Raw genomic sequence first — 12,181 nt, 5'->3', positions numbered from 1 at the left:
GCCGGATCGGGCCGGCCCGGCAGGATCCGAAGGACAGGGTCAGCCCTCCGCGCGCCGGGCAGCCCGGCGTCAGTCCTCGACGCGGGCCGTCCGGCCCCGGTTGACCAGGCGCGTCACCTGTTGCCGGGAGTGGCCGGAGATCCGGGCCAGTTCGGTGAGGCTGACGCCGCCGTCGTCGACGGCCGCCCGGTAGCCCTCGGCCCGGGCATGGGTGACGGCACTGTTCACATCCTGCAGGGCCGCCGAGAAGTCGGCCCAGGCCCGCCGCAGGTCGGTGCCGCCGAGCAGGCCGGGGGGCGGGCCGGGGCGCCGGAGGTCCCGCAGTTCGGCGAGGGAGTCCTCCACCCGCCGGGCGGCACGGCGGAAATCGCCGCAGGCGCCGATGGCCGAGTCGATGAGCCGGTAGAAGTCGGCGAGTTCGGCCGTCGCCGCCGTATCTCCGGAAGCGGCGCGGCCGGTCCCCGTACCGGGGCCGTCCACCGTGTCCACTGTGCCCGCTGCGTCCACTGCGTCCGTAGGCCCTCTCCGCCCCGGCTCCATACTCCGCTCCCCTCCCCGACGTTCTGGGCAACAACGCCTTAAGTGAATCCGATACCTCGTCCTATGAAAAGATCATCAGCGGGCCTTTCTGGTCATGATGGACCGATAGGTCATTCCGCTCTCACCCGGCTTACGGACCATCAGCAGTCGGTGTGCCCGGAAACGGAGTCAGACCGTGCCACCACCGTCCCCGCCCCGGCCCGGTCCGTTCGCCCCGCTCCCCCCGGACTTCGCGGAGACCGGTTCCCCGGGCGGCGAGAGGTCCGTTCTGCGGTACGCGGGCGGCCTGCTCCGCCCCGTACTGCCCGAACTGGTCGACGGCACGCTCGCCGAACTGCGGACGGCCAGTGCGTACTACGGCGATCCGGTACTGGCCCCGCCGGACCTGGCGGAGTCGGCGCGGGACGCCCTCGATGTGTTCGTCGGGGGGCTGGTCGACCCGGAGCGGACGGACGAATCGGGCGAGCACGCGTGGCGGACGGGCCTGCGCAGGGCGGCCGACGGCGTACCGCTCCGGGCCGTGCTGCACGCCTACCGGATCGGCGGGGTCCGGCTCTGGGAGGCGCTGGTCTCCCTCGTCGTCCGGGAGCGTCCGGAGCGGGCTTCGGCGCTGGCCTTCGCGGCGAGCGACGTCTGGCGCCGGGTGGACCGGGACACGGCCCTGCTGGCGGAGGCGCACCGGCGGGCGGCCGCCCGGCTGCCGGACCTCGCCGTCCGGCGCCATCTGCCGGTGCTGCGGATGCTGCTGCGGGGGCACGCGGATCCGGTGCACGTATCGGCGTTCGCGGTCTCCCTCGGGCTGCCGGCGGCCGGCCGGTACGCGGTCGTGCTGCTGGCCGGTCCGGGCGCGGCCCGGACCGAGACGGATCCGGTGCGCGAGATCCGGGACGGCGTACCGCTGTACTGGTGTCCGCTGGACGGCGCGACCGCGGTCGTGGCGCACCTCGGCGACCGGCCGGAGCTGCCGGCCGGGCTGATCGCGCCGGGACCGGCGGACCGCGGCGGGGTCAGTACCGTGGTGGACGGTCTGGCGGCGCTGGGCCGGGGGCACGAGCTGGCACGGCTGGCCCTGGCCGCCTGCCCCGCGGACGGTACGCTGCACCGGCTCGGCGACCGGCTGTCGCGGGCCTTCGCGGTGGCCCGCCCCGATCTGGCGGGCGCCGTCGCGGACCAGGTGCTCGGCCCGCTGCGGACGCTGGACCCGGCCGAGCGCGCGGAGCTGCTGACCACGCTGGCGGCCTGGCTGGACCGGGGCGGCTCCACCCGCCGGGCGGGCGAGCTGCTGTACTGCCACCGCAATACGGTCCTCAACCGTCTGCGCCGCCTGGAACGGCTCACCGGCCGTACCCTGTCGAACCCCCGGGACGTGGTCGACCTGGCGATGGCCCTCGAAGCGGAGGACATCACGGCCCCGGCGGTCCGCATTCCCTGAGCCCCGGCGCCCCTTCCGGGCCGGGCCTGCTCCGGCCCGGACAGCACCGTCCGCAGGGCCGCCGCACAACCGCAAGGCCCCCTGCCCGGGCCCCCGCACACGTCCCGGCCTTCCGGCCGTCGCGCGGGTTCTCGCCGGACGGACACCGTGTGACATTCGGCTCGACCGGGCCTGCCCCTCCCCCACGGCCCCCGGACGCCGCACGCCGTACCACCGCCCCCGCCCCCGCCCCCGAACAGATCGGCTCCGGCCACCCCGTACGCACCGGACAAAGGAGTCCTCCATGCCGACCGCCGCACCGGCTCCCCGCCCCCTGCGATGGCGCGCCCTCGGCGCGCTCTGCGCCGCCCTGCTCACCCTGTCCCCCGCCGCCCCCAGTGCGGCGACCCCGATGGGGGACCCGCCGCTGAGCGTCCCCGCCGACCGGCTGGCCGCGGCCCTCGACTGCCCGCCGGACCTCGGCGGCTCCGCGCGGGACGCCGTGCTGCTGGTCCACGGGACCGGGGTCGACGCCGATCTCAACTGGGGCTGGAACTACGCCCCCGCCCTGAGCGAACTGGGCTACGACGTCTGCACGGTCGATCTCCCCGGCCGGTCCCTGGTGGACGTCCAGGAGTCCGCCGAGTACGTCGTCCACGCCCTGACCACGATGCGCGCGGCCACCGGCCGCAAGGTCGACGCGATCGGGCACAGCCAGGGCGGACTCCAGCTGCGCTGGGCGCTGACCTACTGGCCGTCGCTGCGCGGCTCCGTCGACGACGTGGTCAGCCTCGGCACTCCCGAGTACGGGGCGGCGGCCGGAGGTCTGGCGTGCATCCTGTCCTGCGCCCCGGCGCTGCACCAGATGAGCCCGGGATCGGCGTTCCTGAAGGCCCTGAACTCCGGCGATCCGACGCCCGGCGACGTGTCGTACACCGGCATTTACACCCGTGACGACCTGGTGGTCACCCCGTACCGGACGTCGGTACGGCAGGGCGCGCGCAACATCAAGGTGCAGGACGTGTGCGGGGTGCGGCTGGTGACCCATATCGGGCTCGTCTACGACTCCGTGACCTTCCGGCTGGTCCGCGACGCCCTGGACCGCCCGGGTCCGGCCGATCCCGGGCGGCTGCCGGCGGGCGCCTGCCTCGGCGCCCCCTATCTCCCCGGGGTCGGCGCGGCCGATATCGCGTACGCGGCGGCCGTGGTCGCACCGGCCGCCGCCACGGCCGCGGCGACCGCTCCCCGGGTCCGCGACGAGCCGCCGCTGCGCCCGTACGCGTCCTGAGGACCGCCGGGCGGCCGGGCCGGTCTGCCCCGCCGGCCGCCCGGCCCGAAAGATCTCGCGACAACCATGGACAGAGCCGTTAGCGTGAATTAACTTCGTCTCTATCAAGCAGCCCGAAAAGCCACCATTTCCTCGGCTTTCACTCGCCAACAGCCCTGTTTCCCCTGGGCACTTGCGAGACATAGCAGCTATCGACTGTTCACTGAACGCGCACCGGACCAACTCCTTCCGCCAGTCACCAGGAGAACCCGTGACCCCTGCCCGGCCCCCGTATCCGACCTCCCTCCCCGAGCTGCCCCGGGTCGGCGCCGACGCCTTCCTGACCGGCTCGGCCGGTGCGTACCCCGAGCGCATCGCCCTGCGCGACGGCGCGGAGACACTGACCTACGCCGAACTGCACGACGCGGCCCTGAGGGTGGCCGGCGGACTGCGCGCCCGAGGGCTGGGCCCCGGCGATGTCGTCGCCATGCACCTGCCCAACACCCTCTGGTACGTCGTCGCCTACTACGGGGCGCTCTGTGCCGGGCTGACCGTCGCGCCCCTCAACCCGGCGCAGCCGCCCGAGGCGCTCCGCAGCCAGCTGGCCGACTGCGGGGCCCGGGCCGTCTTCACCCATCCGTCGGCCGCCGTTTCCGCGGCGACCGCGCAGGTGCTCACCGCGGCCGGACCGGTGATCCACGTCCCCGGCACCGCCGTCAGCCCCGCCCCCGACGACACGGAACTGCCCGGGACCTGGATTCCGCTCGCCGCGCTGCTGGCCGCGGCCCCCCTCGACGGCTACCGTCCCGACCCGGATCTGGTCGCCCACCTCCAGCTCACCGGCGGCACCACCGGGCGCACCAAGGCCGTCCGGGTCCTTCACCGCAACATCGTCGCCAACGTGCTCCAGTCCGTGCCCCTGCGCTCCTGCTCGCGGTTCTTCCTCGACGAGAACGGCGGCCTGCGGCTCGAACGGTCGGCCGACGCGCTGGACCAGAGCATCGTTCCGGGCGACTGTGTGAACATCGCCGTCGCTCCCCTCTTCCACGGGCTCGGGCTGATCGGCCACAACTCCAACACCCTGCTCGGCGCCGTCTGTGTGATCACCGGCGGCCGGTTCGACGCCGACCGCTTCCTTCAGGACATCGAGTCCCACGGCGTCACCCATATCTCCGGTTCCCCCGCCATGTACTACGCGATGCTGCGCAGCCCCGAGCTGGGCAGGCGCGATCTGTCGTCCGTGCGGATGGTCACCTCGGGGGCCGCGCCGATCGACCCGGGCGCCCTCGCCCGGCTCCGCGCCGCGCTGCCGAACGCCGCCGTCAACGAGGGGTACGGGCTGAGCGAGGCGACCATGGGCGTGACGATGGCGGCCCCGGGCGTCCGGCCGCCCGAGGGGTCCGTCGGTTCGGCGGTCCCCGGGACCGAGTTGGAGATCCGCGCCGAGGACGGGACCACCGTCCGCCCGGTCGGGGAAGCGGGCGAGATCTGGGTACGCGGCCCCCAGGTCACGGACGGCTACCAGGACGAACCCGGGCTGACGGCCGAGCAGTTCGTGGACGGCTGGCTGCGCACCGGCGATATCGGGCGGCTGGACACCGACGGATTCCTGTTCCTGGTGGGCCGGGCCAAGGACATGCTGATCTACAAGGGCTACAACGTCTATCCGCAGCCACTGGAGGACGTGCTCTGCTCGCACCCCGCGGTCTCCCAGGCGTCCGTCGTCGGACGGCCCGATCCGGTCGCCGGGGAGATCCCCGTCGCCTTCGTGGTCCTCGAACCCGCCGCCCGGGACCGGGCGGCGCACTCCGACGCCTTCATCGACGAACTGCTGGCTCATGTCGCCGAGCGGGTCGCGCCGTACCAGCGGGTCCGCGAGGCGCGTCTGGTCGACGCACTGCCGCTGACACCGACCGGCAAGGTCCTCAAGACCGAGCTCCGCCGCAGGCTGGACCCCGCCGCCGGGGCCTGCTGAGCCTGCTTGTCCCTTCACCCTCACCACCGTTCCGCCGTACCGAGGAGTTCCGCATGACCACCGCACCAGTGGAGTACGACAAGCTGTTCATCGGCGGCCGGTGGACCGCCCCCTCGGGATCCGGGACCGTCGAGATCGTGTCCCCGGTGACCGAGCGGATCGTCGGCCGGGTCCCGGAGGCCGGGCCCGAGGACGTCGACCGGGCCGTCACGGCGGCCCGTGAGGCCTTCGACCACGGCCCCTGGCCGCGCCTCCCGCAGGCCGAACGGGTGGCGGTGGTCGCCCGGATCCGCGATCTGCTGGCCGCCCGCCACCAGGAGCTCGCCGAGCTGGTCAGCCTTCAGAACGGCTCGCCGATGCTGTTCTCGGTCCGCGGCCAGGCGCTCTCCGCCGTCGGTGCGTTCGGGGCCGCGCTGGCCGCCGCCGAGGGGTTTGTGGCGGAGGAGGAGCGGACCGGCACCGGGGGGCCGGTCCTGGTGCGCCGGGAGCCGGTCGGCGTGGTTGCCGCGGTCACCCCGTGGAACGTGCCGCAGCTGACGATCGCCGCCAAACTGGCACCCGCCCTGCTCACCGGCTGCACCGTGGTCCTCAAGCCCGCCGCCGAGACCCCGCTCGACGCCAACTGGCTGGCGGAGCTGTGCGCGGAGGCGGGGCTGCCCGACGGCGTGCTCTCCGTCGTCACCGGCGGCCGGGAGACCGGCGCCGCGCTGGTGGCCCACCCCGGCGTCGACAAGATCGCGTTCACCGGTTCGGTGGCCGCGGGCAGGGCCGTGATGGCCGCCGCCGCCGAACGGCTGACCCGGGTCTCCCTCGAACTCGGCGGCAAATCGGCGGCGATCCTCCTCGACGACGCCGACCTCGCCGTGGCCCTGCCCGCGATCGTCGCGGGCACCTGCGCCGCCAACAGCGGCCAGGCCTGTGTCGCGCTGACCCGGGTCCTGGTCCACTCGTCCCGCTACGACGCGGTGGCCGCCGCGCTCGGCCGGGCCTTCGCCGGGCTGCGGGTCGGCGACCCGGCCGACCCGCAGACGGTCGTCGGCCCGATGGTGAGCCGGGCCCAGCAGCAGCGCAACCTCGACTGGATAGAGACCGGGAAGAAGGAGGGCGCGACCGTCCTCACCGGCGGCGGAGTGCCCGAGGACCGCACCACCGGCTGGTACGTGTCCCCGACCCTGCTCGGCGATGTCACCAACGATATGCGGGTGGCCCGGGAGGAGATCTTCGGCCCGGTGGTCTGTCTGATCCGGTACGAGACCGAGGACGAGGCGGTGGCGATCGCCAACGACTCCGCGTACGGGCTCTCCGGCGCGGTGTTCTCCGCCGACCCGGAGCGGGCGGCGCGGGTGGCCCGCCGGGTGCGCACCGGCACGATCTCCGTCAACGGCTTCCGGCTCGACCTCGCCGCGCCGTTCGGCGGCTTCAAGAACTCCGGGATCGGACGCGAGTTCGGCCCGGAGGGACTGTCGGCGTACGTCGAGTACCAGACGGTCAATCTGCCGCAGCCCGCCGCCCCGGCCCCGGCCCCGTCGGCCTGATTTCCCCGACCCATCGTTCATCCACTCCGTACACCGGGAGACGTTTCATGCGCGCAGCCGTTCTTCACACCACCGGGGACGAGAACCTCGATGTCACCGAGGTGACCCCGGTCTCCTTCGGGCCGGGCCGGGTCCGGGTCCGGATGCACCGGGCCGGGCTCTGCCACTCGGACCTGTCCGCGATGAGCGGGGTACTGGCCCATCCGGCGCCCTTCGTGCCCGGACACGAGGGCGCGGGCGAGGTCGTCGAGGTCGGCGAGGGCGTCACCCATGTGAAGCCGGGCGACCGGGTCATCGTCTGCTGGATGCCGCCCTGCGACACATGCGCCGTCTGCGCGACCGGTGACACCCATCTGTGCCGCAGCGGTTTCGGCAATCTCGCCGTCCCCAACTTCCGGGCCGGGGACCGTCCGCTGCCCGGCATGATGGGCGCCGGGACCTTCGCCGAGGAGACCGTGATAGCCGGGTACGCCGCGATCCCGGTGCCCGACGACATGCCGTACGACATCGCCGCGCTGATCGGCTGCGGGGTGACCACCGGGATCGGTGCCGCCCTGAACACGGCACGGGTACGGCCCGGTTCGACGGTCGTCGTCATCGGTCTCGGCGGCGTCGGGGTGAGCATCCTCCAGGGCGCCCGGGTCGCGGGGGCCGCCCGGATCATCGCGGTCGACCCGACGGCCAACCGGCGGCGCATGGCGCTCGGCTTCGGCGCGGACGAGGCGGTCGCTCCGGAGGAACTGGCCGAGGCCGTCAAGCGGGCCACCGGGGGCCTCGGCGCGGACTACTCCTTCGAGGCCGTCGGCCGGCCGGGAACCCTTCGTGCCGCCTACGACGCGGCCCGGCCCGGCGGCACGGTCTGTCTGGTCGGCGCGGGCAGCCGGAGCGACCTCACCGACCTCAACCTCGCCGAACTGGTGATGAACGAGAAGAAGGTACTGCCGTCGTTCTACGGCGGCGGCGACATCCGGCGGACGTACGCCACCATCACCCGGCTGTGGCGGTCGGGCCGGATCGACCTGGAGTCGATGATCACCCACCACGTCCCGCTGGACGGGATCAACGAGGCGATCCGCCAGATGCACTCCGGCGAGGCGCTGCGCACGGTCGTCGACATCGTCTGACGGACCGCCCGCGGCGGCGGGAACCCGGTCCGGACCGCGGCGGCGGTCCGGACCTGCCGCACCCCGGAACACCGGGCCCGACGTTATGTCCGCTTCACTTCCCTCGGGACGTTCCGCCGCGACTCCCGTCCGGACAAGGCTCCTGGAGCCGGAGCGCCCTCCCGGACCCGCCGACCACAGGTGAAGAACGGGTCACCGCAGCCACCGATTGGGGTACGTTGTGCGGATGAACGACGCCGCCGACCGCACGGGTCCCCGTACCTCCCCCGCAACGGCCGAGCCGGGCGGGGGACGGTCGGCCGTACGGGCCGGGAGCACCCGGCGCGCGGTCACGCGCAGGCCGCCGGACCGCAAGGAACGGATCGTCACGGCCGCCGCGGAGCTCTTCCGCGACCGGGGCTACCACAATGTCTCGGTGGCCGATGTCGCCGGAGCCGTGGGGATCACCGCGCCCGCGCTGTACCGCCACTTCCGCGGCAAGCCGGATCTGCTGGCGCAGGTCGTCGACCGGACCGTCGGGACGGTCACCGCGGCCACCTCCGACGCCACGGACCTCGACGCGTATCTCGCCGCGGCCGCCGCCCACAGCATCGAACGCCGGGGCGCGGCCGTGATCTGGCAGCGGGAGGCCCGTCATCTGCCCGAGGAGCACCGGGAGCGGTCGCGGCAGGAGCTCAGCGCGGCGGCGGGGCGGCTCGGTGAACTCATCGGCACCGAGCGCCCGGAGCTGACCGCCGAGGACCGCACCCTGCTCGCCTGGGCGGTGCTCTCGGTGGCCGGGTCCATCTCGTGGCACCGGACCTCGCTGCCGCGCCGGCGGTTCGAGGAAGTGCTGCGGCGGCTGGCGTCCGCGGCGGTCCGCTGCGAACTGGGCACCGCGGATGCCGCGGCGGAAGGCGGCGGAGCGACGGCCGGGCCGGGGGCGTACGCGGCACTCGCGGTCTCCCGGCGCGAGGAGATCCTGGGCGCCGCGATCCGGCTCTTCGACGAGCGGGGCTTCCAGTCGGTGAGCACCGACGACATCGGGGAGGCGGCGGGAGCCTCGGGCCCCAGTATCTACAAGCACTTCCCCACCAAGACCGATCTGCTGATCGCCGGGGTCGTCCGGGGTGGCGAGCAGCGGCGGGCCGGGACCGAGCGGGCGCTGCGGACGCCGGGCACTCCCGAGGAGACGCTGGTCCGGCTGCTGCGCTCGTACGTCGACTTCGCGCTCGGGCACGGGCATCTGATCGGGCTGATCCTCGGTGAGCTGGACCAGTTGCCCGAGAAGGAGCGCCGGTCGTCCCGTCAGGCGCAGCGCGAGTATCTGGCGCTGTGGGGGCGGCTCTACGAGGAGACCCGGCCCGGCACCGATCCGGCGGAGGCCCGGATCGTGGTCAGCGCGGTGCTGACGGTGGTGGACAACACGGTGCGGACGGGACGGCTGGGTGCCCGGCCGGATCTCGGTGACCGGCTCGTGGAGCTCGGTACGGCTCTGCTGCGGTCGCACTGACCCCGTCCCGGCGGTCCCGGGGCGTTCCGCACTGTTCCGGGCGCGCCGCCCGGCCCCCGGAACGCGGACGAGGCGGGCGGTGCGAGAAGGGCCGGGGGTGTGCGCCCCTTCTCGCACCGGCCCGCCCGAGTCGGGGTCCGCCGGTCCGGCCGCGGTCCGTTCCGCGCCCGGTCGTGCACCGGGGCCGTACCGCCGGTGTCACGCCCTGACGGGTCCGTGGCCACCGGCGGTCCGTACCTCCGTGCTGCGGGGAGTGCCTAGAAGACGCTGTAGCCGTACAGGCTCAGCGGCCGCTGCACCGGCTCGTAGAAGGTGGTGCCGCCGATGGAGCAGTTGCCGCTGCCGCCGGAGAGCAGCCCGAGGGCGGTGTTGCCGGTGAACAGCGGGCCACCGCTGTCACCGGGCTGGGCACAGGCGTTGGTCTGGATCGTGTTGTAGACCAGTTGCCCGCCGCCGTAGTTGACGGTCACGTTGAGGGCGGTGACGCTGCCGGTGCGGTAGCCGGTGGTGCTGCCGGAGCGCTCGATGCGCGTGCCGACGCTGGGGTATCCGGAGTTGATGATGTCGCGGTAGGTGCCGTTGTACAGGTAGACCCGGCCGTCGGCGGCGGCCGGGTTGGAGTGACGGATGACGCCGTGGTCGTAGACCGGGAAGACCTGCTGGTTCGGCGAGGTGACGGTGGTGCCGATGCTCCAGCTCGGGCGGCCCACGGTGCAGTGACCCGCGGTCAGGGCGTGGTAGCCGCCGGGGCCGATGACGTTGAAGCCGAGGGAACAGCGCACACCGGCGGAGGTGATGGCCTCGCCGCCCGCGATCAGCCGGCTGATCTTGCCGGGGGTGCGCTTGACGACCAGATTGCCCGCCTGGGAACCGGCGGTCTTCTTGATCTTGGCTATCGCCGCCTGGGAGACCGTGCTGTCGGCGGTGACGACGATCTTGCCCGACGCCTTGTCGGTGTACCACGCGGTGCCCGCCACATCGGCGGTGAGCACGGCCTTGCTGGCCGTGGCCAACTGGGCGGCGGACGCCTTGCCCGCGGGTGCTTCGGCGGCCACCGCGGTGGGGGCGACGAGGGCGGCGATGGTCGCCAGACCGGCGATCACGGCGGCGGAGCCTCTTCGGCCGACGGGCCGCTTGACGAGGGGTGACAGCAGCGACTTGACCTTCACGGATCCTCCATCGGGAGTCCGGGGCCCGTCCGGTGTACGGGCCCCTCAGTACGCGACCGGCGGACCCGGAGACCATGCTTCGGTCATGTGCCTGCCAAATCACGTGATGGGGATCCTGGGCCGGATCGGCCCTCTGCAACAAGCTCGACTTTTGGACGCGCCGCTCATGACCGCACACACTCGGTCACTGATGGCAGGAACACGCTCTTGCCCCGGCCCGACGGCGGCCGCGGGGCGGAACCGCGGCACAGGGGCCGCCCGCTTTCACGAGCAACCGCTTTCCCCGTTCCGCTAGCCGACCGTCGCGGCGCCCCGCCCGCGCACGGGCCCGGGGGCCGCCATGGGCCCGGCGGCGGCAGCGGGCGCCCGGCACCGGCAGCTCAGGGCGGCGAAGGCGGGCCGACGTGAAGCGACCCCTTTCCCCCACGCAAGGAACGCGAGTCCGGTTCACCAAGGCACGGCAAAGGATTCCGCTCTGCCTTGTGATGCAGAACACATACACAGGTCTTCTGCCCCGGGGGCCCCAACACCCGCAGCGGCACCGCGGAGACCGGCGCCCCGCTCCGACGCGGTGGCGGCAAAAAATATCCCGGCACCCCGACGCCCCCGGTGCCCGTATGGGCGGATTGACCTTCTTACCTCACCGGCGCCGTGTCCAGTTCTGCCACTTCCCCGCGGCAGCCGCCGATTTCCCGCCGACCGTGCGCGAACACGGCAGGGTCTGAGGGGTTCGGAGCGCCGTACGGGACCGGAGTGACCGCGCCGGAAAATCCGTTGTCCGCCGCTCCACCTGCCTGTTAGCGTTCCGGCGCGCCCTGCGGTGGGGCGTCCTCGCTGTTGTGGCACCCCGTTCGGGGTATCACTGTTCGGGCCTCACGGCCCTGGAAAGGCCTGATGTATGCCCCGGCCCGGGCCGAGCGTGCCTCGTAACACCATGAGCGCGTCCGGCAGCTGACCCCCCGACCGTCCCCTGCGGACGTCCGGGACCGATCGGTCCCCGGCCGCTCCGCCGGTACCCGTCGTACGGGTCCTTCCGCCCGCCCTCCGGTGTCCCGCCGGCCCCTTTCCGTCCGCCGTCGCCGTACGGCTGCCGTGGTGCGCCCCGCATCCGGCCGCCCCCGTACGCCGTCCGCGGACCGCTCCGGCCATCGCTCCCCGAGTGCCGCCCGGCCTCCTCGCGCTGTCATCGCCCATGCATCCAGCCAGGAGAGACCACCGTGTCCACCCACCAGGGTCCGCACCATCCGTCCGGCCACCGTTCCGCACCACGGCCGCACCCCGTGCAGCGCACCAACACCTTCACCTGTGTGCGCTGCGGGCTGACCGTCGGCGTCCTCGACCCCGACGGCGCCGTCCGCAACCACTGCCCGAGTTGTCTGCACTCGCAGCACCTCGACGGCCACGTGGACGGCGGCCCGTCCGACTGCCGGTCGCGGATGAGCCCCATCGCCATCGCCGTACTGCGCGGGGGCGACTGGACCGTCGTCCACCGCTGCACCCGCTGCGGCGAACTGACGTCCAGTCCGATCAGCCCCGACGACAACCATCTGATCCTGATGCGGATGGCGGTCAGGCCACTGGCTTCCCCGCCGTTCCCGCTCGAAGTCTTCGGCGAACTGTGAACCCGCCTCCCCACCCGCTCACTCCAGGAAAGGAAGAGCTCTCGTG

9 protein-coding genes are annotated in these 12,181 nt (G+C 73.4%); 7 read left to right on the top strand and 2 right to left on the bottom strand.

Going from position 1 to position 12,181, the window contains the following annotated elements:
- Window positions 1-69 precede the first annotated feature (69 nt).
- Complete coding sequence (locus B7R87_RS30350) at window positions 70-480, bottom strand: helix-turn-helix domain-containing protein (protein WP_130584773.1); 411 nt, start codon at window positions 478-480, stop codon at window positions 70-72.
- Window positions 481-715: 235 nt separating this feature from the next.
- Between B7R87_RS30350 and B7R87_RS30345 the strand changes: the two genes are divergently transcribed.
- From B7R87_RS30345 to B7R87_RS34205, 6 genes are all read left to right on the top strand, one after another.
- On the top strand, window positions 716-1,972 hold the full coding sequence (locus tag B7R87_RS30345) for a helix-turn-helix domain-containing protein (RefSeq protein ID WP_130584772.1): 1,257 nt from the start codon (window positions 716-718) through the stop codon (window positions 1,970-1,972).
- A 283-nt stretch (window positions 1,973-2,255) separates the two neighbouring features.
- On the top strand, window positions 2,256-3,239 hold the full coding sequence (locus tag B7R87_RS30340; protein WP_130584771.1) for an esterase/lipase family protein: 984 nt from the start codon (window positions 2,256-2,258) through the stop codon (window positions 3,237-3,239).
- A gap of 250 nt (window positions 3,240-3,489) precedes the next feature.
- Window positions 3,490-5,193, top strand: coding sequence for a class I adenylate-forming enzyme family protein (locus B7R87_RS30335; protein WP_006345191.1), 1,704 nt, complete (start codon window positions 3,490-3,492; stop codon window positions 5,191-5,193).
- A 53-nt stretch (window positions 5,194-5,246) separates the two neighbouring features.
- Complete coding sequence (locus B7R87_RS30330) at window positions 5,247-6,728, top strand: aldehyde dehydrogenase (RefSeq protein ID WP_040913061.1); 1,482 nt, start codon at window positions 5,247-5,249, stop codon at window positions 6,726-6,728.
- A 47-nt stretch (window positions 6,729-6,775) separates the two neighbouring features.
- Window positions 6,776-7,852, top strand: coding sequence for a zinc-binding dehydrogenase (locus B7R87_RS30325; protein ID WP_006345193.1), 1,077 nt, complete (start codon window positions 6,776-6,778; stop codon window positions 7,850-7,852).
- Window positions 7,853-8,078: 226 nt separating this feature from the next.
- Window positions 8,079-9,344, top strand: a complete 1,266-nt coding sequence (locus tag B7R87_RS34205) for a TetR/AcrR family transcriptional regulator (protein WP_006345194.1) — start codon at window positions 8,079-8,081, stop codon at window positions 9,342-9,344.
- Window positions 9,345-9,601: 257 nt separating this feature from the next.
- Here B7R87_RS34205 and B7R87_RS30315 read toward each other — a convergent pair whose 3' ends face one another.
- Window positions 9,602-10,495 carry a S1 family peptidase gene (locus B7R87_RS30315; RefSeq protein ID WP_040913065.1) on the bottom strand — a complete coding sequence of 298 codons (894 nt, stop codon included), beginning with the start codon at window positions 10,493-10,495 and terminating at the stop codon, window positions 9,602-9,604.
- Between the two features lie 1,235 nt (window positions 10,496-11,730).
- Between B7R87_RS30315 and B7R87_RS30310 the strand changes: the two genes are divergently transcribed.
- Window positions 11,731-12,135, top strand: coding sequence for an RNHCP domain-containing protein (locus B7R87_RS30310; RefSeq protein WP_006345196.1), 405 nt, complete (start codon window positions 11,731-11,733; stop codon window positions 12,133-12,135).
- Window positions 12,136-12,181 lie beyond the last annotated feature (46 nt).

It is taken from the genome of Streptomyces tsukubensis, from assembly GCF_003932715.1.
Taxonomy (GTDB): Bacteria; Actinomycetota; Actinomycetes; order Streptomycetales; family Streptomycetaceae; genus Streptomyces; species Streptomyces tsukubensis.
This window is presented reverse-complemented; position numbering and strand designations above follow the sequence as displayed.

Excerpts from the sequence above, each read along its gene's own strand:
- B7R87_RS34205 (WP_006345194.1), top strand. The coding sequence starts at position 8,079 with ATGAACGACGCCGCCGACCGCACGGGTCCCCGTACCTCCCCCGCAACG.
- B7R87_RS30325 (WP_006345193.1), top strand. The coding sequence starts at position 6,776 with ATGCGCGCAGCCGTTCTTCACACCACCGGGGACGAGAACCTCGATGTC.
- B7R87_RS30330 (WP_040913061.1), top strand. The coding sequence starts at position 5,247 with ATGACCACCGCACCAGTGGAGTACGACAAGCTGTTCATCGGCGGCCGG.
- B7R87_RS30340 (WP_130584771.1), top strand. The coding sequence starts at position 2,256 with ATGCCGACCGCCGCACCGGCTCCCCGCCCCCTGCGATGGCGCGCCCTC.